The organism is Pontixanthobacter aquaemixtae (assembly GCF_009827395.1).
Lineage (GTDB): Bacteria > Pseudomonadota > Alphaproteobacteria > Sphingomonadales > Sphingomonadaceae > Pontixanthobacter > Pontixanthobacter aquaemixtae.
Genome location: NZ_WTYX01000001.1, coordinates 310,184 through 333,010 on the forward strand (window position 1 = coordinate 310,184; position 22,827 = coordinate 333,010).

General features: G+C 58.4%; 23 protein-coding genes. 10 read left to right on the plus strand and 13 right to left on the minus strand.

Annotation, left to right across the window (positions count from 1 at the left end; all coding sequences use genetic code 11):
* Positions 1-29 precede the first annotated feature (29 nt).
* Genes GRI41_RS01465 through GRI41_RS01475 form a run of 3 tightly spaced genes read right to left on the minus strand, consistent with a single transcriptional unit; the run spans position 30 to position 3,378 of the window.
* On the minus strand, positions 30-944 hold the full coding sequence (locus tag GRI41_RS01465; protein ID WP_160602876.1) for a class I SAM-dependent methyltransferase: 915 nt from the start codon (positions 942-944) through the stop codon (positions 30-32).
* A complete protein-coding gene (locus tag GRI41_RS01470; protein WP_328600495.1) occupies positions 941-2,638 on the minus strand; it encodes a tetratricopeptide repeat protein in 1,698 nt (565 codons plus the stop codon). Before GRI41_RS01470 ends, GRI41_RS01465 begins: the two co-directional genes overlap by 4 nt.
* Positions 2,635-3,378 (minus strand): 2OG-Fe(II) oxygenase, encoded by a 744-nt coding sequence (locus tag GRI41_RS01475; RefSeq protein WP_160602877.1) that lies wholly within the window; start codon positions 3,376-3,378, stop codon positions 2,635-2,637. Before GRI41_RS01475 ends, GRI41_RS01470 begins: the two co-directional genes overlap by 4 nt.
* 196 nt (positions 3,379-3,574) lie before the next feature.
* On the opposite strand from GRI41_RS01475, the gene GRI41_RS01480 reads away from it, so the two are divergent.
* The 4 genes from GRI41_RS01480 to GRI41_RS01495 all read left to right on the plus strand — a co-directional run bounded on the left by GRI41_RS01480 (position 3,575) and on the right by GRI41_RS01495 (position 7,054).
* Complete coding sequence (locus GRI41_RS01480; RefSeq protein ID WP_160602878.1) at positions 3,575-4,747, plus strand: acetyl-CoA C-acetyltransferase; 1,173 nt, start codon at positions 3,575-3,577, stop codon at positions 4,745-4,747.
* A 77-nt stretch (positions 4,748-4,824) separates the two neighbouring features.
* Positions 4,825-5,610 (plus strand): SDR family NAD(P)-dependent oxidoreductase, encoded by a 786-nt coding sequence (locus GRI41_RS01485; RefSeq protein WP_160602879.1) that lies wholly within the window; start codon positions 4,825-4,827, stop codon positions 5,608-5,610.
* 72 nt (positions 5,611-5,682) lie between these two features.
* A complete protein-coding gene (locus tag GRI41_RS01490) occupies positions 5,683-6,555 on the plus strand; it encodes a crotonase/enoyl-CoA hydratase family protein (RefSeq protein WP_160602880.1) in 873 nt (290 codons plus the stop codon).
* 61 nt (positions 6,556-6,616) lie between these two features.
* Positions 6,617-7,054 (plus strand): MarR family winged helix-turn-helix transcriptional regulator, encoded by a 438-nt coding sequence (locus GRI41_RS01495; RefSeq protein WP_160602881.1) that lies wholly within the window; start codon positions 6,617-6,619, stop codon positions 7,052-7,054.
* 101 nt (positions 7,055-7,155) lie between these two features.
* Here GRI41_RS01495 and GRI41_RS01500 read toward each other — a convergent pair whose 3' ends face one another.
* The 7 genes from GRI41_RS01500 to GRI41_RS01530 form a co-directional block, all read right to left on the minus strand.
* The gene (locus GRI41_RS01500) at positions 7,156-8,160 is read right to left on the minus strand and encodes a type II secretion system F family protein (protein WP_160602882.1); all 1,005 of its coding nucleotides are present in this window, start codon (positions 8,158-8,160) and stop codon (positions 7,156-7,158) included.
* 16 nt (positions 8,161-8,176) lie between these two features.
* Complete coding sequence (locus GRI41_RS01505) at positions 8,177-9,148, minus strand: type II secretion system F family protein (protein ID WP_160602883.1); 972 nt, start codon at positions 9,146-9,148, stop codon at positions 8,177-8,179.
* 99 nt (positions 9,149-9,247) lie between these two features.
* The gene (locus tag GRI41_RS01510; RefSeq protein ID WP_160602884.1) at positions 9,248-10,531 is read right to left on the minus strand and encodes a pilus assembly protein CpaE; all 1,284 of its coding nucleotides are present in this window, start codon (positions 10,529-10,531) and stop codon (positions 9,248-9,250) included.
* A 3-nt stretch (positions 10,532-10,534) separates the two neighbouring features.
* A complete protein-coding gene (locus tag GRI41_RS01515; protein ID WP_328600496.1) occupies positions 10,535-11,185 on the minus strand; it encodes a CpaD family pilus assembly protein in 651 nt (216 codons plus the stop codon).
* Between the two features lie 11 nt (positions 11,186-11,196).
* Positions 11,197-12,771 (minus strand): type II and III secretion system protein family protein, encoded by a 1,575-nt coding sequence (locus GRI41_RS01520; RefSeq protein WP_160602886.1) that lies wholly within the window; start codon positions 12,769-12,771, stop codon positions 11,197-11,199.
* Between the two features lie 80 nt (positions 12,772-12,851).
* On the minus strand, positions 12,852-13,946 hold the full coding sequence (gene cpaB / locus GRI41_RS01525) for a Flp pilus assembly protein CpaB (protein ID WP_160602887.1): 1,095 nt from the start codon (positions 13,944-13,946) through the stop codon (positions 12,852-12,854).
* Between the two features lie 85 nt (positions 13,947-14,031).
* The gene (locus tag GRI41_RS01530; RefSeq protein WP_160602888.1) at positions 14,032-14,523 is read right to left on the minus strand and encodes an A24 family peptidase; all 492 of its coding nucleotides are present in this window, start codon (positions 14,521-14,523) and stop codon (positions 14,032-14,034) included.
* A gap of 123 nt (positions 14,524-14,646) precedes the next feature.
* Between GRI41_RS01530 and GRI41_RS01535 the strand changes: the two genes are divergently transcribed.
* The 3 genes from GRI41_RS01535 to GRI41_RS01545 all read left to right on the plus strand — a co-directional run bounded on the left by GRI41_RS01535 (position 14,647) and on the right by GRI41_RS01545 (position 16,949).
* A complete protein-coding gene (locus GRI41_RS01535; RefSeq protein WP_160602889.1) occupies positions 14,647-15,594 on the plus strand; it encodes an alpha/beta fold hydrolase in 948 nt (315 codons plus the stop codon).
* Positions 15,591-16,691, plus strand: coding sequence for an NAD(P)/FAD-dependent oxidoreductase (locus GRI41_RS01540; protein WP_160602890.1), 1,101 nt, complete (start codon positions 15,591-15,593; stop codon positions 16,689-16,691). The genes GRI41_RS01535 and GRI41_RS01540 overlap by 4 nt, the downstream gene beginning before the upstream one ends.
* A 78-nt stretch (positions 16,692-16,769) precedes the next feature.
* The gene (locus GRI41_RS01545) at positions 16,770-16,949 is read left to right on the plus strand and encodes a YegP family protein (protein ID WP_160602891.1); all 180 of its coding nucleotides are present in this window, start codon (positions 16,770-16,772) and stop codon (positions 16,947-16,949) included.
* 62 nt (positions 16,950-17,011) lie between these two features.
* Here the strand turns inward: GRI41_RS01545 and rnhA are convergent, their stop codons facing one another.
* The 3 genes from rnhA to ispH are packed head-to-tail and all read right to left on the minus strand — an operon-like array spanning position 17,012 to position 19,445.
* Positions 17,012-17,446, minus strand: coding sequence for a ribonuclease HI (gene rnhA, locus GRI41_RS01550; protein WP_160602892.1), 435 nt, complete (start codon positions 17,444-17,446; stop codon positions 17,012-17,014).
* 18 nt (positions 17,447-17,464) lie between these two features.
* Positions 17,465-18,457 carry a homoserine kinase gene (gene thrB, locus GRI41_RS01555; RefSeq protein ID WP_160602893.1) on the minus strand — a complete coding sequence of 331 codons (993 nt, stop codon included), beginning with the start codon at positions 18,455-18,457 and terminating at the stop codon, positions 17,465-17,467.
* A gap of 13 nt (positions 18,458-18,470) precedes the next feature.
* Positions 18,471-19,445, minus strand: a complete 975-nt coding sequence (gene ispH / locus GRI41_RS01560; RefSeq protein ID WP_160602894.1) for a 4-hydroxy-3-methylbut-2-enyl diphosphate reductase — start codon at positions 19,443-19,445, stop codon at positions 18,471-18,473.
* Between the two features lie 111 nt (positions 19,446-19,556).
* Between ispH and GRI41_RS01565 the strand changes: the two genes are divergently transcribed.
* The 3 genes from GRI41_RS01565 to GRI41_RS01575 all read left to right on the plus strand — a co-directional run bounded on the left by GRI41_RS01565 (position 19,557) and on the right by GRI41_RS01575 (position 22,772).
* Positions 19,557-20,207, plus strand: coding sequence for a hypothetical protein (locus GRI41_RS01565; RefSeq protein WP_160602895.1), 651 nt, complete (start codon positions 19,557-19,559; stop codon positions 20,205-20,207).
* A 76-nt stretch (positions 20,208-20,283) separates the two neighbouring features.
* Positions 20,284-22,044 (plus strand): arginine--tRNA ligase, encoded by a 1,761-nt coding sequence (gene argS / locus GRI41_RS01570; RefSeq protein ID WP_160602896.1) that lies wholly within the window; start codon positions 20,284-20,286, stop codon positions 22,042-22,044.
* Positions 22,044-22,772: an SPOR domain-containing protein gene (locus GRI41_RS01575; protein ID WP_235901023.1), complete on the plus strand. Its 729-nt coding sequence runs from the start codon at positions 22,044-22,046 to the stop codon at positions 22,770-22,772. Before argS ends, GRI41_RS01575 begins: the two co-directional genes overlap by 1 nt.
* The last annotated feature ends 55 nt before the right edge of the window (positions 22,773-22,827 follow it).

A 22,827-nucleotide genomic window follows, 5' to 3' on the forward strand; every position in this document is an offset into this window, starting at 1 on the left:
CGGCGGTAGAACCACCGCCGGCGGTCCGGTCAGGATTTCTTACGCAGCAACCTGAAATCGGCAAATGGCTTGGTCGATACATTGTCGATCAACGCATCGACGCTGACTTGCTCCAGCCCGCCTACGTCAATCGCTTCGGCAAAGCCCGCAGCATCGGCTGTCTGCTTACACGCCGCCTCAAGCGAATTGATCCGCCCGATCTCGTTAAGAGCATGATCGCGGATTGTATCGAGCAGCCGCGAAACATTGTCTGGATGGTCGCGCGTGCTGAGCGCGAGCGTTTGCCGAACCGCTTCGGCAATTTCCCATGCTGCAGACCCTTGGCCAAAGCGGGCCGCGCCGGCTGCAGGGGCCTGCATAATCTTGGAGGAAACGGTCTGTAAGCCGCTCGCCCGCAGCTTGAGATTGCCCTTGGCAACGGCAACCAGATCATGTTCTTCGATTGCCCACAAAATCTGTTCGCGCCGCGCGACGTTGTGGGCCAGAATCGGCCCGTCAATGCGGTGTGTAATCAGACCGATGCTGCCTTCCGGCCGCAGGACGCGCGCAATTTCCGTTGCGGCAGCGCTCAGATCGCCATATTCAAACCCGAATTGGCTGGTCACTGCGTCGAATTTGTCGTCGGGGAAGGGCAGTTCTTCCATCCTCACGCCGCCGCGGACTTTCGTTCCTTTGGGCGGGGCTGGTAATTCGGGCGCCATATCGACGCCGACCGGCTTCAGATCGGGTCGTTTTCCCAAGATCCAGCGCATCACGCGGCCATCGCCGGTGGCTATGTCGAGCAACGCGGCCTTGCGCGGAAGCGATTTTGCAAAGCCGTGCCAAACCGCGCGCTGCGCCGCATCAATCCCTTGATACTTTGCGGGCAGGCACCCACCATCTTGGCCCGATTGGGTGTTCTGTGCCCAGAAATCGCTCCAGGCTTTGTCATGTGAGGAGCTCATCGCGGCGTTCCTTGGGTCAGTGTCACATCAAACGCGACTGTCATTCGCTGTCCTTCCGCGAAGGGGCGCGTTCCGTGATAGAGCGTGCTCGGGAACAGTGCCATATGGACGGGCTTCGGCTCAATTATGCGGATCGGTTCGAGATCGAGCGCGAGATCAGCCGCAGGGCGTCCAACTTCAAGCCATCCCGCTTTGTCCGTGTCCCCCGGCTTTGGTGCGGGCATTTCGAGGTACAGCGCGGAGGAAACAATCCCTTGCGGATGGATATGAGCCGTATGAAAGTCACCGCCGCCGCTCAAACGGACCGACCAAGAGCCTGCGAGCGACCAGGCATTGTCGCGGTGGCGCAGGAGCGGATGCGTAGGATCTGCGGGCGGCAGTTTGCTGCGGTAATCTTCAACACTCGCCGCAATGGCATCGTGCAGTTCGGCAAATTCGGGCTCTGTCCGGTCGAACAGAATTCCCCTCGTTTGCGATCCGCCGCGCAGCGACTGGCCGAGCGGCAGCGGTGATCCATCGTGCAGCCCGTGCAATAGCGGGATCACTTTCGGCAGGATCCTATCCGCATCGTGCAGCGGAACAAGGTCAACCAACTTGTCGCCGCCGTGGAGCCAATCGGAGCGTGCATCTCCGATCATTCGCCAGACGACTCCGCGCAAAGCCCAGGCTGAAATGCTCCACGGATCCGCTTCAATAATTTGTCCGAGCAAAGTGTCCGCACGGTCAAATTCCCCGCGCCGGATCCGGTGGCGCGCCTCGTGCAGCCAGCGTTCGGGATCGTCGCGCTCCAGTTTTGCGAATAGCCGTTCGGCGCGATCATTGTCCCCCATTGCCCCCGCATTGATGGCTTCTTGCAATGTGAAATGATTGATATGGGGGAATATCGCTTGCGCCCGCGAAGCCAAAGAAGCCGCGCGCTCGTTAAAGTCGAGACCTGCTAGGACCGATATCCATTCGGCAAAGATGTTCGGGTCCTGCGGGACCGCCTTGGCCGCGTCGCCATAATGCGAGGTGAAATCTTCCTCACCTTCCGCCAGGCGGAGCTGCGCGAGGAAGCGAAGGCCTTCGGTCCAACCGGGCGCCTGCTTGACCAGTGCTTCGGCAATTTCCCTCGCGCCCGATTGATTGCCCTGTACATCAAGCGCCTGCGCCTTGCCGAGCCACAAATCCGCATCGCCATTGTTGAGATTCAGCGCCCGGTCAAAGCGTTGCAGCGCGGTTTCTTCGCCGCGATCGAGCGCTACACGCGCCCGCCCGTGGAGCGCTTTGATCCGCCCCGGTTCCAGCGATATCGCAAGATCGTACCAGAATGCCGCCTCTTTGGGATTGCCCAGTCCGCGCTCTGCGGTTCCGCGTGTCGAACAATAAACTGCAGATGTCCGGCCCTGTTCGGCAAAGCGGTCAAGTTCTGCAATGGCATCCCTGTGCCGGTTTGCCGCCGACAGCGCTATCGCCCCGTTGATTGCGAATTCCATATTGGCCGGCTGAAGTTCGGCCGCTTGCGCGAAATGTTCGACTGCCTCTGCGGCATCGCCCAGCCGAAGGAGCATTCCCCCCGCGCTGTTCCACAGCGGGGCCTCTTGCGGGTATTGGACCAGAGCGTCGCGCATCGCCTGTCGTGCCGCCTCGGTATTTCCGCTGCGTTCAGCGGATACTGCGCGATCACGCCATTGTTGCGGCGTCAGTTTGTTCACTGATCGCGCAGCCAGCCGGTTATTGCCAACCGTCCCAGCGGCGCGAATGGCGGGACATAGGATACGCCATGTGCCTGCGGTACGGCGAACAGGTTCAGCGCGTTAAACCGCGGCTTGAACCCTTGGATAATATCGCCATCCTCGTCGAAGAAGTTGAGGTAACCGCCCCAATCTGGCTTCCAGTCGTCGATTGCGAAGTTCATCACATAGGCCACGCGCCACCCTTCGCCGACATGGCTGTCTGTGTGCTGCGCAAGGAAATGCTGCGGCGCATATAGCGTGGCCTGGCCGTCGGCTTTGATCAGTTCGTTGATCCCGGTAACTTCGCGGACAAGCTGCAGAAAATCCTCTGCGTTGAGATATTCGAGGATCAAGTCGTGCGGGCCGCCTTCATTCCATTTTTCCAGATAGGCTTCGACCAGCGAATAATGCGCATAGCGGAAGGCGTAATCCCCTTTCGCCGCCGCTTCGTGAGAGGCTTGCGCCAATTGCTGTAACTGCTGCTGGCCCTCTTGTGTCTTAAGCGCCTCGGCGCGGACCTGATCTGCCCCGGTCGGATTGTCCGACCCTGCCTTCATCGCCATGCCCCATTGCGTCTGCTTCGACAGGATCATGCGGATTTCTTCGGCGGTCTCCCGCGTCAGGACATCGCGGATCTGTATCCGCTTGTTGACCGCAAACTGCTTGGCCAATGCCTTGCGGTCCAGATCGGGATTAATCTCGAAGAGTTTCTGCGACATCGGCCTATTGGTTTTGCAATTCTGAGGAATGGAAGCTGTCCAGCCAATAGGCGGTTGAGGGCGCCTTGTGCAAGCTGTTGGGCGATGATTCGGGTCCGCTTGACGTGAACGTAAGCGGCAAGCTTTGCTTGACCCGCTCCGTGCCGCTGCTAACTGACATAGCTAACTAAGTGAACCACCTTCGGGAGAATTGATCATGGCCACAGCCTATATTGTCGATGCAGTCAGAACAGCCGGGGGCAAGCGCGGCGGGCGTCTCGCGGGCGTCCACCCGGTGGACCTTGCGGCGAAATCGCTCGATGCCTTGATGGAACGTACCGGCGTTGACCCCAATGCCATCGATGATGTGGTAATGGGCTGCGTGACACAGGCCGGCCAACAGGCAATGCAGGTGGGCCGCAATGCCGTGCTGGCGTCGAAGCATCTGCCGCAGTCAACCCCGGCGGTGACAATTGATCGCCAATGCGGTTCTTCTCAACAGGCGATCCAGTTTGCCGCGCAGGCGGTCATGTCGGGCACGCAGGATGCAGTCATTGCTGCCGGGATCGAGAGCATGACGCGCGTGCCTATGGGCACCAATGCCAAGTTTCACATGGCGGAAGGGCTTGGCCACTACAAATCACCCGATCTCGAAGAGAAATATCCCGGCGTGATGTTTTCGCAATTTATGGGCGCGGAAATGATCGTGCAGAAGCACGGTTTTACTAAGGATGATCTCGACCGGTTTGCACTAGAAAGCCACAAGCGCGCGATCGCCGCGACCGAAGCGGGGGCGTTCAAGAATGAAGTCGTTCCCGTCACCGTCGAAACGCCCGACGGCGAAGAACAGCATATCGTCGATGAAGGCATCCGCTTCGATGCGACTTTCGAAAGCATTGCTTCGGTGAAACTGCTCGACGAGAAAGGCACCATCACCGCTGCCAGCGCAAGCCAGATCTGCGACGGTTCAAGCGGCGCTCTGGTTGTATCGGAACAGTTCCTCAAAGATCATAATCTGACGCCTATGGCGCGCATTCACAATCTGACCGTGACCGCCGGCGATCCGGTTATCATGTTGGAAGAACCGCTTTTTGCGACGGACAAAGCGCTTGAACGCGCCGGTATGAAGATCGACGACATCGATCTGTATGAAGTAAACGAGGCGTTTGCGCCGGTTCCGCTGGCATGGCTCAAGCATACTGGCGCGGACCCGGACAAGCTCAATGTCAATGGCGGGGCGATTGCTCTGGGCCATCCGCTGGGTGCATCGGGCACCAAGCTGATGGCGACTTTGGTGCATGCACTGAAAGCGCGCGGCAAAAAATACGGACTGCAGACGATGTGCGAAGGCGGCGGTGTCGCCAACGTCACGATTGTCGAGGCGCTGTAATCGCTCCCCGTATAGTTGGAAATTATTGAACACGATCCCGGCCTTCGCCGGGATGACCATAGAATGGAGAATATCACATGGAAGTAGGCGCAAACACACCCGCAGTGGTCACCGGCGGTGCATCGGGGCTGGGCGAAGCAACGGCGCGGGCGCTGGCCGCCAAGGGCGCGAAAGTGGCGATTTTCGACCTTCAGGAAGAAAAGGGTCAAAAGGTTGCGGCCGATATTGGCGGCATCTTCTGCGAAGTGAACGTAACCGATGATGCATCTGTCGATGCCGGTTTTGAAAAAGCACGCGCGGCCCACGGGCAAGAGCGCATCCTGGTCAATTGTGCCGGCACCGGAAATGCGATCAAGACCGCAAAGCGCGACAAGCAGACCGGCGAGATTTCGCATTTCCCGCTCGATGCGTTCAACTGGCTGATCCAGATCAACCTCGTCGGCACATTCCGCTGTATTGCAAAATCGGCCGCGGGTATGATGACTCTCGATCCGCTCAGCGATGATGGTGATCGCGGGGCGATTGTGAACACGGCATCGGTGGCTGGCGAAGATGGCCAGATCGGTCAGGCAGCGTACTCCGCATCGAAAGGCGGGGTTATTGGCATGACACTCCCGATCGCGCGCGACCTGATGAATGAAGGCATTCGCGTGAACACGATTCTGCCGGGCATTTTCAACACGCCGCTGATGGCAGCAGCTCCGCCGCAGGTGAAAGACGCGCTCGCAGCGTCCGTCCCGTTCCCCAAGCGGCTCGGCTATCCGGAAGAATATGCGCATCTCGCCATGACCATGATCGAGAACGGCTATTTCAACGGGGAGGATGTCCGCCTCGACGGGTCGATCCGCATGGCGCCGCGTTAAGCCGAACTGACCGAAGGGCTCCGCGATTGCGGGGCCCTTTTTCTTACTACCATTGATACTCTGGAGAGAGTGATGAGCGACTATACCCAAATCCTGCTTGAGAAAGATGGCCCGGTCGCCACGATCACTCTCAATCGCCCGGAAAAGATGAACGCTTTTACCCGGGTGATGATGACAGAAATTATCGATGCGCTCGACAACACTGATGCGGACGATGATGTGCGTGCTGTGATTGTCACCGGATCGGGCGACCGCGCCTTTTGCGCCGGGGCCGATCTGACGCCCGATGATGGTTCGCGGCCCTTTTCCAGCGAGACCGAAGTTGCCGATTTGTCGGACGAAATTGTGCGCGATGGCGGAGGGCGTTTGACGCTCAGGATGTTCCAATCGACCAAGCCGCTGATCGGTGCCTGTAATGGCGTGGCTGTGGGCGTTGGCGCGACAATGCAGCTGCCGATGGATATTCGCCTGGCGTCAGACAACGCCAAGTATGGTTTCGTGTTTGCCCGGCGCGGGATCGTGCCGGAAGCATGCTCGAGCTGGTTCCTGCCGCGGCTTGTGGGGCCGCAGCAAGCGCTCGAATGGTGCATGACAGGCCGGGTATTTGACGCTGAAGAGGCACTTGGTGGTGGCCTGATCCGATCTATCCATCCGATCCCCGATCTTATGGATGTAGCGCGCGGGCTGGCGCATGAGATTGCCGACAACACGTCAGCCATTTCAGTCGCGATGACCCGCGCGATGTTGTGGCGCCTGCCTTCGGGCGACCACCCGATGATGGCGCACCGCGTTGACAGCCGGTCAATCTATATGCTGTCGCGCGGCAAAGACGCGCGGGAAGGCGTTGCAAGTTTCCTCGAGAAGAGAGAGCCGAACTATCCGGGCAAAGTTTCGCAGGACATGCCGGAGTTTTACCCCTGGTGGAACGAGCCTGAATACGAATGATCGGTTGGCCCAAGATGGCAACCACTTGCCAAGCGACGTAGTTGCATTAGTAACCAGTTGCATGAGTAACGCCCCGTTCCGCCTTGCCGAATTTCTGCCCTATCAATTGTCGGTCGCATCGAACGCGGTCAGCAACCGGATTGCGGCGGCTTATCACGATGCATTCGGCCTCAAAGTCACCGAGTGGAGAGTGATGGCAATGCTGGGCGATGCAGGCGGCCTGACCCAGCGCGAGCTGACCGAGAAAACGCTGATGGACAAGGTTGCGGTCAACCGTGCGTGCAAGGTGCTGGAAAGCCGTGAACTGGCGGTGCGTTTGCCCAATTTGCAGGACGGCCGTTCGCACCATCTCGAACTGACCGAAACGGGGCGAGCGATGCATGACAAGATCGTCCCCATGGCGCGCGAGATTGAAAGCAGCCTGCTCGAATCGATGAGCGATGATGAACAGCAGATATTCCGCGATCTGCTCGAAAAGCTTCGCCTGCAAGCGGGATAAGCTGCTTCACAACGAAATCGGCCCCGAAGCGTTTAGACTTCGAGGCCGAACTCGGTGGGTTGGTGGACCTTGCGGCCCGGGTTTTACGGCGAAACTTGGTCTTACCGACCGGGTTTCGCGGCAAAGGCGTCGCTGATCGAGCAAGCCGCTGGTCCCAAAATCACGATGAACAGAACCGGTAGAATGAACATGATCAGCGGAACAGTCATAATGGCTGGCAAACGTGCGGCCTTTTCTTCGGCGCGCATCATCCGCTCGTTACGGAATTCGGCCGAGAGAACGCGCAGCGCAGAGGCCAGCGGCGTACCATAACGTTCGGTTTGGACCATGGTGGTCACCACGCCGCGAACCGATTCCAGATCGACGCGGTAAGCAAGATTGTCGAATGCCTGCTTGCGTTCGGTAAGGAACGACAGCTCGATTGCGGTCAGCGCAAATTCGTCACCCAGTTCAGGGTAAGCGCGGCCCAATTCCTTGGCGACGCGATTGAACGATGCGTCAACGGTCAGACCGGCTTCAGCGCAAATAACCAGCAGGTCGAGCGCGTCTGGGAGACCCTTGCGGATCGCATCGGTACGCTTGTTGGCTTTGTTCTTGAGGAAAATCTCCGGCCCTTTGTACCCGGTGAAGATCGCGGCACCCATGGCCATCACTTTTTTCATTTCCCAATCGGGATAGATTTCAATGACATAGAGCGCGATGAAAGTGATCAGGCCGAGCACGATCGGCAGCACCAGACGTGCGGCAATGATCAGAACTGCAAGTTCCTTGTTGCGATAGCCCGCATGCGCCAGCTTTTGCTGGATTACTTCGATTTGGCTTTGCTGGAGGACTTTCATCCCCTGCAGCGTGTCCTTCATCTTTTCGGTCTGGTCGGTCTTGCGGACCAGACTTGCGCGTTTTTTTGCGCTCGATGTGACAATACCTGCTTTCAGCTCGTCGCGCCGCGCATTGAGCGCTTTGACGCGTTTTGCCATCGGATCTTTAACCGTCACCGCCGCATAGATTGCGAGGATAACGGCCAGCGTAGCGACGCCCGCCAGAATGGACCCGATGAAGATAACATCGAAGCCGAGGAGCGTTGGTCCGGAACCTTGATTTAACATATCCGTCTGTCCCCGCTCAAATCTCGAAGCTGACCATTTTGGCCATAATGAATGCGCCGATGCTCATCCAAACCATGCCGCCAAGCCCGGTTGCGATCAGGCGATCATCTTCAAAAAAGCCGCCAATATAGCCCGGGTTGATCCAGTAAATCATGCCAAACACGATGAAGGGCAGGGCACCAACGATGTATGCCGATGCTTTGGACTCAGAGCTCATCGCGCGAATTTTCAGTTTCATCTGCATGCGTTTGCGAAGCACTTCGGCGAGGTTCGACAGCGTCTCTGCCAGGTTACCACCGGTCTCACGCTGAATGGCGAGCGTGATGCAGAAGAAGTTGAATTCCGGAATGCCAAGGCGGTCGGCTGTTTCTTGGAGCGATTCTTCCATCGTTCGACCGATTTTGATCCGCTCGACGATGCCTTTGAACTCGATCCCGACGGGGCCGGGCAATTCCTGCGCAACAACCGAAAGCGTTTCGGTCACCGGAAGTCCCGAACGAAGGCCGCGAACCAGCAGCTCGATTGCGTCGGGAAACTTCGCGTTGAACTGCGCGGTCCGGCGTTTGATGAAGAAATTGACGACCAGATGGGGCAGGCCCAGTCCGATAAATCCGCCGATGCCCAGGGCCATGAATGCCGCGCCAGAGCGCAGATAGATCAGCACCGCGATGGCCAGTGCCAAGCCCAATGAAGAGTAGAAATATTGCGACAGCGACCAGCCTTTGCCGGTGCGGTCGAGCCGGATCGCGAGCGCATCGATACGCGATGTCGAACCCGCAACTTTGTGCCGCATGGGTTTGCGGTTGGCGATCGCCTTCTTGAGCTGCGATTCCACTTTCGTATCGGTGCTTTCCGAGTGACGAAAACGGAGCGCTTCAAGACGGCGCTGGCTCTCTTTTCCGGCAGACGGACCAGCCATGAGCGTATATCCGATGACCATCAGGGCCATCAGTCCGCCAGCGATAAGCAGGAGCTGAAGTATGTCCATGCTCTGGGTCTGCCTTTCCTATATCAGTGCGATTGGTCGCACGCAAAAGTTTGGTGGGGCCGCGCCCGATCAAATGGGCGCGGCCGCACGGATTTTTTGTTAAGCCTCTGCCGGTTCTTCAGCGGGCTTTTTCTTCTTGGCGAGCAGCGACTTCAGATCGAAACTGCCGAGCAAAGATTTCTTCGCTGGCTCTTCGCCATCGGCTTCTTCTTCGCTGGCGCCCAGAACACGATCGGCCAGTTGTTTGACAACCGAGGTGGCCTTGGCCGAACCGTTTGCATCGACAAATGTCTGGCCAAGCTTGGCAGCATTGGCAGCGGCTTTGCTGTCGAAAGGAACGGTGAAGTCGATCTTGCGTTCGATCGATGCTTCGAAATCAGACTTGCTGATTTCCTGCACGCCGCCCTGAACCTTGTTGGCAACAACGATAGGCTGCGCATGTCCGGCATTCGTTTTGAGCCAAGACAGGATGCGGATCGTATCGCGTGCCGAAGCAAGCGTCATTTCGCACGCCAGAACCACCACATTCACGTCTGTCAGCAAATGCGGGAAGTTGATCAGCATGTTACGCGGCAGATCGATCATCGTCATTTCGAAAGCCTGGCGGAATTCTTCCTCCAGCTGAACGAATGCCGATCCATCGGTCATAAGCGGCGAGTTGATCGGTGCCTCTGCCGACAGAATGGCCAGATTATCATTCGCCCGGATCATCGCGCGTTCAATAAACAGTCCATCAATCCGGCTGGGATTGTCGATTGCATCGGTCAGGCCGCGGCCCGGTTCCAGATCGAGCGCAAGAGCGCCGGTGCCGAAGTGGACATCAAGGTCCAGAAGGGCAGTAGGCAATTTGTGCTCGTCGCTGAAAATCCATGCCAGCGAAGTTGCCAGCATTGAAGCACCCACACCGCCGCGTGTGCCGACAACTGCGGTCGAAACATGGCGCTTGGCTGCTTCCGGATCGCTTGTGCGCGGTGCAGAAAATACAGCCTGGGCCTGGTTGAGCGAATCGCGCAATTGACCGGCCGAAAGCGGTTTCAGCAGGTAATCGTGGATGCCGCTGGCGAGCAGATCGCGATAGAGGCGGACATCGTTTACCTGTCCTACTGCGATCACGACTGTGCCAGGTTCGCAAACCTCTGCCAGTGCGTTGATGTCGTTCAGCGGATCTCCGCTTTCGGACAAATCGACCATCAGGATATTGGGGCTTGCGGCCACCGAAAGCGACTGGACGGCATTACGCAGGCCGCCTTTGGCGCATTTTTCGGGCTGCCAGCCCATTTCGATTACGACCGGGCGCAGAGCATCCAGAGCGGCTTCATCGCAGATGAAAGCGGCGAATGGATCGCGGTTACCCGCACCGCCTTGTTTCCATGGAGCATTCATGACTTATCCTCCTCCTCCGGTGTCGCCTTGGGCAAGACCGCCTTCTCCGGTCGGAGCTTGGTTACGGTAGCTGTCGATGGCTTTGTTGGATGTCGAAACAACTGTCTCGCCGGTGCCTTCCTGACCTTTGATCAGGTCTTCAGGATTGGCGACCATTGCGGCCAGATTGCTGTTGTTCGCGCAGCCATAGCCGGGGCTTGCCGCGTTGTTGTAATTCATGTCGGATTTGGCCGACCAGTCCGGGCAACCGGGCACATAGGCTTCCGAACGCGTGATCACGATCCGGACATTTCCGGGTTGGACATAACCAGCGGTTACCGGCGCACCGTTATTGATCAGGATGCCGTGGCGTCCTGCCAATTTGGAAATTGCTTCGCGGGTAGCGCCGCTTGCCATCGGATCGTCGATAGAGACGCGGTCTCCGTAACGCAGATCCATTGCTTCGAACCAGCCCGCTACGCGTTGCTGTTCGGGAATGGACAAGCCGCCGGCACCAGCACGCACATCGAGCGTGAAGTTGGTGCGTTCGACCACCGGCTGCTTGACGCTGTCAAGGCTGCGGTTGGTCGGCATTCCGCCGCAAGCACCGAGCGTGAGCCCGATAGAAAGGGCGAGAACGCCGGCTAGTTTGCGAGTATTTGCAATAGGCATCATCTTCACCTTTCTCACTTGAGGCTGAAACCGGGAACAGCAGCGGCATTTGCGGTGCGTTCATTGTTCCGGTTGGCATCGTTGTTTTGCGCGTTTTGAGGCGCTGATGGCTCGTCAGACGGGAGCACATCAGCCGGATCAATCCGCGAAACTTCAGGGGCCGAACCATCCTGATTGCGCGCGGTTGGACCGGGGCGCTGCTGGCCTGAGACACCATCATTTTCGCGATAACCGATGAAGCTCTGCAATTCTGTTGCAGCGCGGAAACCGTCGGTCGGGAGCTTGATGTCCGATGCGTTGACCGGCTTGACCAGATACGGGGTCACCACGATGACCAGCTCGGTCTCGCCCTTACGGAAAGAGCGCGAGCGGAACAGGTTGCCGAGGATCGGAATGTCACCAACACCCGGTGCCTTGTCGATCGTGTTTTGAGCATTGTTGCTCATCAGACCGGCGATCATGAAGCTCTGGCCGGAGCCGAGTTCAATTGTCGTTTCTGCACGGCGGATGGTCAGTGCCGGGATTTGGAAGCCGTTGAGCGTAACCGCCCCCTGGCTCGACAATTCGGACACTTCAGGACGCACACGGAGCGAAATCCGTCCATTCGCGAGAACCGTTGGTGTATAGGCCAGGCTGACACCGAATTTGCGATATTCAACCGCGGTGGTGCCTAGACCCTGACTGATCGGGATCGGGAATTCACCGCCGGCCAGAAAGTCGGCTGTTTCGCCCGAAAGAGCAGTCAGATTGGGCTGCGACAATGTGGTGACAAGACCCAAAGTCTCGCCTGCATCAAGTGTGCCCAGAAGATCGAGGCCCAACAGGCGCCCCAGTCCAGCAACAGTCGCGCCAGTCCCGCTTCCGGTAACAACGGTGGTTCCGTCGGCTCCTGCGGTAACACCAACGCCGACAGCACCGCCAGGTGTCCATTGCGGACCGCTGCTTCCGCGGCCGGTGGTTACACCAAACTGGAAACCGTCACTCGTGTCAGCAGTTGCCAAATTGGAACTGATGTTTCGCGCCAGCGAGCGGCTGACTTCGGCAAAACGCACTTGCAAGTTCACTTGCAGCGGAGTTGCCATTTTCAGCCGGCTGATCACATTGGCGTTCTCGCCGACAAATGCCTGAACCAGACGCTCGGCTTCGGCGGCGTCTTCAGGTGCTGCGACCGTGCCGGTCAAAAGCACCGTATCGGTACCCATTGTCGCGACAGAGATTTTCGCTTCTGGCATGGCCAGGGCGAGCATCTGATCGACGCTGTCAATGTTCGAACCAACGCGGATATTGGCAGACCAAACGATGTCGCCTGCAGCGTTGCTGGCGTAAATTGTGGTCTCGCCGCCTGCTTTGCCGAAGACGTAAAGCTGACGCTGCGATTTGATCTGCACGTCGGCGATGCCGTCATTGGCGATGAAAACATCAGCCATCGTGCCCGGCACGGTAATCAGCTGTCCGCGTCCGATCGACAGAACAATGTCCTGCGACGGGCGGGAAACCGATTGCGCGTTGGCCGTTCCGGCTGGAATTCCGGCCAGCGGTGCGACGGCCAGACCGGCCAGAAGCAGAGTTGCAGTAAGGCGGCGTTTCATTGGCTTGCCCCTAGGTTGAGTGAATGCGGATGTGTGGCCGCGCGGATCGCTAGGCGATGTTTTGCTGTTCATGGATAACCTCACCGGACGAGCCCGCCTGCGACTGCAGGGGCCTTGCTACCGCCGTCTGGCAGAGCATCTTGTGTTTGGCCGACCATGGCTGCCACACCGCCGCCCACAGGAACTTCTGATGTGTTCTTGCCGCGGGTTACGCGAACAGTCGGGCCGCGACGTACCGGGGCGCCATTTCCGCCCGATGGAACACCCAGACTAGGCGGAGCTGGCGGGGCTTTGGGCCCGGCTTGTGGTATACTCCGGCGCTGGAAGCGCGAGACATCACCGCCGGTTACAAAGGTTGTTGCCTTGTCAATCGGGCGCGACATTGCGGCCTTGAGCAAAGCTTCTTCTTCTTCAGGCGTTGCATCATCGGGAACTTTAATCTCGCCCGATGCGATTGCTTTCTCCAGCTCGCTCTGATTGTCTGCGATAGAGCGGAGCGACAGGCTGAGCGTACCGATCGTTTGCGATACGGCGACTTTCTCTGCAATCCGCGGGGTCACTTCCAGAGTAACCGTGCGGAAAGCGCGCACAACGGTTTTTCCGTCGACGGTTTCTTGAGTCGTCGATTGGTCGGTTGCGAGAACGCGAATGTTGCGAAGAATGGTTTCCGACGCTTTTAGGGGTTCTCCCTCATCGCCTTTCACCGTCTGGGTCAGAACCAGGTCAACCCGGTCGCCCGGAAAGACAAAGCCGCCGACGCCGGTTTTGGCCGACACCGGAACAGTGACTGCGCGCATGCCGGGGCCCAGCGCTGCTGCGAGGAAACCACGATCGCCCGGCTTGACCAGCGACCCTTGGGTTACCGGCTCGCCAGCAGTGATCTGGTGACGGACAACCGTACCAAGCAATTTCGTGACATCCGATTCACCATCGATGAAATAGGCGTCCTGGACGAGTTCTTCGGGCCACATCTGATAGCTGATCGCATCAGCGGTGATAATGGTACCCACTGGGAGACCGCGTTGTGCCACTAGAACCTTCGGTCCTTGGGGTACAGGTGCGGCAGCTTCCGCTTCTGGAGCAGATGCTCCTGCAAACATGCTTCGTGCTGCCAGTGCAGTACCGATCGCGATGACCAGTGCTCCGATCAGCAGAGCCAGCTTCTTCCTATCCATGGCTAATCTAGCCCCCTATCTCGCCCTACGGTATTGTGGGCTTGGTTGAATTTCATGGTTACGACCCGAATGGTTAAAATCAGGTTCACCCCGCGCCGAATGCCTGCGCAGCGGTCGGATAATGATGAATTGAAAGGACCCACAGGCCGCCGGCGGAGATCGCCACACCATAGGGAATTGCGAGGCGTTCTTTCTGGCGGCGCATCACATGCCACGCGCCCATCAGGATGGTCAGAACGCCACCAACCAGCGCCATCACCACCAGCAGCTCGAAGAATTGGCCAAAGGGAACCCACAGCGCGAGCGCGGTCAGCAGCTTGACGTCACCGCCGCCCATCGCGCGAAGGGCGAACAGTCCGGCAAGAATGATGAAGGCGCCAAAGGCAACGGCAATCTGCAGCGCAACATCGGGCCACAGATCCAAACCGCTTGCCCACCAGAATAGTGGTGCAGCCAAGGCAATCGCGGCATTGAGCCAATTGTCGATTTGCCGGTGCCGGATATCGGTAAACGCCGCAAAGAGCAGCGCGATTGCCAATGCAACCAGCAGTCCGTATTGGAAATATTCGCCCAGCATAATTGCCCCCAGAGGTCCCCGTGAACCACTGGTGCTACAGCCGAGTGCTTACCAAATAGTAACCAAACGCAGGAGGACGGTATTAGCCAACCACAACATACCAATGCCGACGGCGGCAGTGCGGTGCCTGAATTTGATCGGCGGGCGATACCGGCAGAGGCGGCAGAGAGCGTGTGGAACGCCCCGGATGGCCATGCGATCCGCCGGATAGACTGGCCGTCAGATGATGCCGCACCGCGCGGTTCAATCCTGTTCTTTCCCGGCCGCGGCGACAATTATGAAAAATATCTGGAGGCGCTGCACCAATGGCATCAGGCTGGGTGGAACGTCACCGCCGCCGATTGGCGCGGACAGGCCGGATCGGGCCGGCTGGGCGATGATGCGGTAACCGGCCATATCGATGATTATGGAACGTGGATCGACGATCTGGCCGCCTTTTGGGCCGATTGGTCGGCCACTACACCTGCCCCCCATGTGATCGCAGGCCATTCGATGGGCGGGCACCTGGTGCTGCGCGGGATGGTGGAAAAGCGTATTGCACCCGATGCTGCATTCCTGATTGCACCGATGCTGGGCTTTTTCGGCAATTTTCTGCCACGCGGTTTGATGCATGGGGCCGCCAAGTTGCTCAAGCGTTTCCGCGGCGCGACAATGCGCGCGTGGAAATGGAGCGAAAAGCCCGGCGAAATCCCGGTTGGGCGTATCAATCTCCTGACTCACGACAAGGACCGGTACGAGGACGAACTCTGGTGGCGTGAAAAGCGCCCGGAACTGGTCATGGGGCCGGGCAGCTGGGGCTGGGTCGAACGGGGTTATGCATCGATGAATGTGATTTTCGCGCCGGGTGCGCTGGAGGCTGTGACAACGCCGATCCTGATGGTCGCAACTTCGAATGACAAGCTGGTCGATATGAAGGCGATCACCAAGGCCGAAGCACGTCTCCCGAAAGCGGAATTGATCGCCTTTGGCAAAGAGGCCCATCACGAAATATTGCGCGAAGTTGACCCGGTGCGCGATCGGGCGATGGATGGCATCAGCGAATTTCTCGACAGGACTGCGCCGAAGACGTGAACGACACACGGTTTGACTTCGCAATTGTTGGGGCTGGGATGGCAGGCGCAAGCCTGGCCGCCGAGCTGGCGCCGCATGCCAGCGTACTGCTGCTCGAAGCGGAAGATCAACCCGGCTACCATGCGACAGGCCGCTCGGCCGCATTCTGGGACGAATGCTATGGCGGGCCAGATGTCGTTCCGCTGACGCTGGCGTCGGGCGGGTTCCTGCGTGAACACGGCCTGTTGTCGCCGCGCGGTGCATTGCATCTTGCGCGGACGCAAGATCGGGCGAAAGTAGATGCGTTCCTTGATACATTTGGCCCCACGGGGGCTTCTATCGAGCGGCTCGATCGCGACCAGATCGATGCCAAACTTGGCGGATTGCGCGATCATTGGGTCGAAGCGATTTGGGAACCGGCCTGCGCCGATATCGATGTGGGCGGCCTTCATGCCCTGTATCTTTCCAAGGCAAAAGCGGCGGGCGTGGAGCTGGCTGTTCGCGCACGTGTCGAACAGGCAAAGTCTAGCGCAAAGGGGTGGCACATCCGAACCGCCGATGGCCGCGAGTTCCGCGCGGACAAGCTGGTCAATGCAGCCGGCGCATGGGCTGATCCCGTCACTGAGATGGCGGGATGCCGGCCATTGGGAATTACTCCTTATCGCCGCACCGTTGCGCAATTGCGGACAACCCCCGCACCGGCATCGGACCAGCCGCTGGTTCTCGACATATCGGGCCGGTTCTATTTCAAGCCCGAGTCGGGCCGCATTTGGCTGAGCCCGCATGATGAAGAAGCCTCGCCGCCATGCGATGCGGCGCCGGAAGAGCTCGCTGTAGCGACCGCGATTGACCGCTTGCAGGATGTCGTTACCTGGCAAGTCGACCGCGTGGAAACAAAATGGGCTGGGCTGCGCAGCTTCGCGCCCGACCGGCTCCCCGTATATGGGCCAGATCCGTCCAACTCTGATTTCTTCTGGTTTGCCGGGCAGGGCGGGTTCGGGATCCAGACTGCGCCCGCCGCAGCGCAAATCACCGCCTGCCAGCTTCTGGGCCATTCTGTTCCCGATCATCTCGCCGGGATAAATGTAAAAAAGTATGCAGCGACAAGGTTTGCATAACGCTTCGGCTAGATTTTCTCGGCCCAGCCTATAGTGTGCCTTCAACACCACCACCAATCGTCATGATAGGAGAGGCCGATGGCACACCGTTTTGAAATCCGTAACAACAAGAAGGGCGAATTCGTCTCTTACTTCATCTACAATTCGGAAACGATTTGGTGGACCGAAGGCTACAGCTCCAAAGCCGCCGCAAAAAATGCGATCAAGTCGGTGTTGAAGAACGGTCCGAATGCAGAAGTGGTCGATACGACCAAGTAATCCAAAACAGATTTGCAAAGGGGCGTGGTCGATGACCGCGCCCTTTTTCTTTGCACGGCGTTTTAGCGAACAGAATCGGCCTGGTCGCTCGCCAGCTTGTCAGCGCGTTCGTTTTCGGGGTGGCCGTCATGGCCTTTGACCCAGTGCCAATGCATCGTGTGCCGTTCAGCAGCGGCGATCAGCTCGTGCCATAAATCGGCGTTTCGCACCGGCTTCTTGCTGGCATTCACCCAGCCGCGCTTTTTCCAGCCGTGCACCCACTTGGTGATCCCGTCGAGCACATATTTGCTGTCAGAATAGAGATCGACTTCGCATGGTTCGATCAAGGCTTCTAATCCCTTGATCGCGGCCGTCAGCTCCATCCGGTTATTGGTTGTATCTTCTGCCGATCCGGACAGTTCTTTCTCATGCTGTCCCATCCGCAGGATCGCGCCCCAACCGCCGGGGCCGGGATTGCCTTTGCAGGCACCATCGGTGAAGATTTCTACGCGTTTCATGAGCTCTATAATGCCCGATCAGGCCAGCGGCGAAAAGGCGCTGCCGCCCAGTGCGTCATAATGGTGCAACCGTCTGACGTAATCCATCGGGTCTTTTCGCATAACCAGCGCGTCTGCGGGCGTGTTGATCCAGTCATAAGTCCGGGTGGCGATAAACCGCATTGCCGCCCCTTTGGCCAGAATTGGCAGCGCCGCGATCTCCGGCTCGCTCAATGCGCAAATCGAAGAATATGCCTCGATCAGCGCATTGGATATGTCACGATTGAACTCGCGTCCGTCGGGCGTGAAACACCATGCCGCATGCGTCACGGCCAGATCGTAGGCCACGAAATCGGTACACGCGAAGTAGAAATCGATCAAAGCGCTCACCTGATCACCCAGCACCAGCACATTGTCGGGAAACAAATCCGCATGGATTGTCCCAACCGGAAGATCGGTCGGCCATTCTAAGAGAAGCTGCGGCATGTGTTTGGAAACCGATTGAGCGAGGTCAGAATTGATCGCCGCAATCGCTCCATCGCCGCATTGATCGAACAGCTTCCGCCAATCTGCAGGGCGCAGATCATTCTTGCGCTGCATCGGGAAATCGGCGGACGCGACGTGAATTTGCGCAAGCGCCTCGCCAACCGCACGGGCTTGCTGCGGGGTCGGTCGGTCAACCGAAACCCCGGGCAGAAATTCGATCAGCGCAATGCATTTGCCGTCCAGTTCGCGATAGGCATTGCCTTCGCGGTCATGGATAGTGGCCGGAACGGGGCATCCCTTCGCGGCCAGATGGTCGAGCAAATTCAGAAAGAAGGGCAGCTGCTGCACATTGATCCGGTATTCGTACATCGTCAGGATGAACCGCGCGCCGGCATCCCCCGCACCATTTTTTCCGGTCGTTTCGATCAGCCAGTTGCTGTTCGATATTCCCTCGGCAATGCCTTTTGCCGAGATCACCTCACCGACATCATATTCAGCGATCAGATCGCCGAGTGTTTCTGCACTGAGATGGGTATATACGGCCATCGCTGACGCTGGCTTATTCGGTTAGCTGACGCGGCAATTTGAAGACCATCTTTTCCTCGGCCGTCACCAAGGTATGCTCTTCGACATCGCGCCATTCGGATAATTTCTCGACGACTTCCCGCACCAATTGCTCGGGCGCAGATGCGCCTGCGGTCAGCCCGATTGTGCCCACACCATCGAGCCACGCCGGATTGATATCGCTCGCTCGTGAAATAAGCTTGGCCGAGGTCCCGCATCGTTCGGACACCTCGACCAATCGCAGAGAATTCGAACTGTTGCTTGCGCCAATTACCAGCACCAGATCGCTGCCCGGGGCAATCTCTTTGACCGCTGCCTGACGATTGGAAGTGGCATAGCAAATGTCTTCGGCTTTCGGCCCGACGATCTGGGGAAATCTGGTCTTCAAAGCCGATACGATTTTTGCAGTGTCATCGACCGACAATGTGGTTTGCGTGAGGAAGGCGAGATCATCTTCCGGGGTGTATTCCAACGCTGCGACATCTGCCACCGTTTCCACCAAGGTCATCTGGCCCGCAGCAACCTGACCCATTGTGCCGATTACTTCGGGATGTCCGCGATGGCCGACAAAAATGATGTGCCGGTTTGCTTCGATCTGTCGCTCAGCCTGACGGTGTACCTTGCTGACCAGCGGGCAGGTTGCATCGAGATAGTCGAGGCCGCGTTTCTCCGCTTCGGCGGGTACCGATTTGGGTACACCATGCGCGCTGAATACAACCGGCGCGCCATCGGGAACCTGATCCAGCTCCTCGACAAAGATCGCGCCTTTTTCTTTCAATCCGTCGACGACGAATTTGTTGTGGACGATCTCGTGACGGACATACACCGGCGCGCCATAGCGATCGATTGCGCGTTCGACGATTTCGATTGCGCGATCTACACCCGCGCAAAAGCCCCGCGGGGCCGCGATTAGCAGGGTAAGCGCCAGTTTTGTTTCCGGCGAATTGGTTGGCTGCAAGGGGGCGTTCATATCCGGCCCTCTAGCGCTTTGCTGCACGGGCCGCTAGGGCCGCAAAAAGTGAAATTGGCTGCTGGCCCGATTTGGGGGCTGCCAGAATGCGAATTTGAAGGACCAAGCTGCATGAAACTCCGTCGTTCGATTGTATCTGCCATGGTGATGGCCGCTGCTTTGGCCGGTTGCTCGAATGAAGGGCAATTGGTTCTGGATCAAGGGGTTGGCGTGCAAGCGGTCCGTTCTGCTTGCCCTGCTGTGGGTGTGCCTGACTACACCGGAGATATCACGACTTTCCGTTCGGCCAATTTGACCACAGCCGACCAGATCGATGTAGTTGCCGCGATCACGAATGTGCGCAGCGGTTGCAACGAAGCAGGCGAAAACGTCTATTCGGAAGCGACATTTGATGTGCTCGCCCGCAGAACCGATACGCGCGGCGCGCGCCAGGTGCAGCTGCCCTATTTCTCGACCGTCCTTCAAGGCGGATCTGCGATTCAGGCCAAGCGGATTGGCACAGTGACGCTCAACTTTGCCGATGGTCAGGAACGCGCGCAGGCGACCGGACGCGCGGGTGCCTTTGTCAATCGCGCGGCAGCAACGCTTCCGCCTGATATCGTTGAGAAAATCACACGCCGTCGCAAAGCAGGTGATCCCGATGCCGCACTCGATCCCTTGGCGGATCCGGTGGTCCGCGCGGCGCTCAATCGCGCGACATTCGAATTGCTGGTCGGATTCCAGCTGAGCGAAGATCAATTGGCGTACAACGCGACTCGGTAAAAGGTCGCAGGCATCGATGCGGGCTGTGAACCGCGTCACCCCTTGCGATTTTGGCCAATTCGGCTAGGCGCGCGGCATGTCTGATACCACGCCCGAAATGCTTACTTTGCACGCTGCTTTTGCGGCGAAAATCGATGCTGTTCTTGCTGAGTTAGAAGCGGACGGCGCATTGCCGCCCGAAACACCGCGACACAATGTCACTGTCGAGCCGCCACGCGACTCTTCGCATGGCGATCTGGCAACCAATGCGGCAATGGTGCTGGCCAAGCTGGCCAAGACAAATCCGCGCGAGCTTGCGGGCAAAATTGTCGACCGGCTGAACGCCGATCCGGACATCATCGAAGCGACCATTGCTGGCCCCGGCTTCATCAATCTGCGCCTGTCTGACGAGGCGTGGCTTAACGAACTCGGCGCCATTGCCCAATCGGGATCAGATTACGGAAAATCCGCGATTGGTGGCGGATCGACCGTCAATGTCGAATATGTTTCTGCCAATCCGACCGGCCCGATGCATATGGGCCATTGCCGCGGGGCGGTTGTGGGCGATGCGCTGGCGTCGCTGCTGGAATTTGCCGGGCACAAGGTCGTACGCGAATATTACGTCAATGACGCGGGCGGGCAGGTCGATGTGTTGGCCCGGTCTGCGCATTTGCGATACCGCGAGGCGCTGGGCGATACTATCGGTGACATACCCGAGGGGCTCTATCCGGGCGATTATCTGGTGCCCGTTGGCGAACATCTGGCGCGGGAGCTGGGCGACCGGTTCAAAGACTCCGATGAAGCAGACTGGTTGCCGGTATTCCGCGCGGAATCGGTCGAGAAGATGATGGATTTGATCAAGGCTGACCTGGCCTTGCTCGGCATTCATCATGATCTGTTTTCCTCCGAAGCTGCGCTGCAGGCAGCGGGCAAGCCTGAAGAGGCCGAGAAATGGCTGCGCGCGCATGATCTGGTCTATGATGGCGTACTCGAAGCACCGAAGGGCAAGGCCCCGCCGGATGATTGGGAACCGGTTGAACTGCCGCTGTTCCGCTCGACAAAATTCGGTGATGACCAAGACCGGCCGATCAAGAAATCGGACGGAAAATGGACCTATTTCGGGGCCGATCTCGCCTATCATATGCAGAAAGCGGAAACCGCCGACGCGTTGATCGACATCTGGGGGGCAGATCACTCAGGCACGGTCAAACGCATCAAAGCGGCCGTATCTGCGCTCGCTGAAGGCGAAGGCAAAGCAATCCCGTTCGACGTCAAACTGGTCCAGATGGTCCAGCTGATGCGCGATGGAGAGCCGCTGAAAATGTCCAAACGCTCGGGCAATTTCATTACGCTTGCGGAAATGGTCGAAGAAGTGGGCAAGGATGTGGTCCGCTTCACCATGCTCACGCGCAAACCCGAAGCGCAGATGGAATTCGACTTTGCCAAAGTCGTCGAGGCGTCGAAGGATAATCCGGTGTTTTACGTGCAATATGCGCATGCCCGGATCAGTTCGACCATGCGTAAAGGGGCGGCAGAGGGGTTGGAGCCGTCTGCCGACGGAATTGCGCAATTGGGCGAGGCAGAGCTTTCGCTGGTCAAGCAAGCTGCCCAATTCCCGCGAATCGTCGAAGCCGCTGCAAAAGCGCGCGAGCCGCACCGGATTGCGTTCTTTCTCTACGATCTGGGCGGTGAATTCCATTCCTACTGGAATTTGGGGAATGACAAGCCTGAGAAACGGTTCATCGTGGCACAGAATCAGGAATTGAGCCGCGCAAGGCTTTTCCTGGCGGCGCAGATCGGGCAAGTTATCCGAAACGGGCTCTCCATATTAGGGGTGGAAGCCGTCGAGGAGATGTGATGATGACTGTCCATGAAACCGGACGCGACGGTGAAGAACCGTTTGAAGATGGCGAAGGCTTCGCTGAAGATGGAGCCGTAGAGACCGAAGAACTCGCTCTGGTTGATGATGACGAGCCGCTGCCTTGGCTCGAATCCGACTATGGTGAAGAGGATGAGTCTTACAATCCGGGCAACATCGCAGGATTCATTTTCTTGGCGCTGCTCGCACTGGCGGCGATCATTGGCCTTGTCTGGTGGCTCAGCAATCCGGGTGCCGATCCCGAGCTGGTTGCCGATGGTAGCACGATCGAAGCGCCTGACGGACCGACCAAGGAGCGCCCGGAGGACCCGGGCGGCAAGGAGTTTGAAGGAACTGGCAACGTGGCGCCCGGTGTCGGGCAGGGTGAGACAACCGAGGGCCGGCTCGCCGGAGACGATTCGGCGCGTCCCAGCATCGATACCGCAACGCCCAATAATGCCGGTCAAGCTGGAGCGGGCAACGCATCTGGCGGCGCTGTCGGCGTGCAAGTCGGCGCCTACCGTTCGAAAGATAGCGCGACCAAGGCGTGGGGCACGCTGAACGGCCAGACGCAGGCGCTGAACGGTTTCAAATACCGCGTGGTTGAGGGCGAAGTCGATGGCGGCACTGTCTTCCGCTTGCAAGCTGTTGCAGGCGATACCGCTTCAGCAAACCGGCTTTGCAACGCGCTGAAAGCCGACGGAATCGAGTGTCAGGTCAAGAATTGAGCCGAACGGAGCCTTCCCTGCAAAGGTGGCTCCGTTTTCGCTCTGATTTTCCACA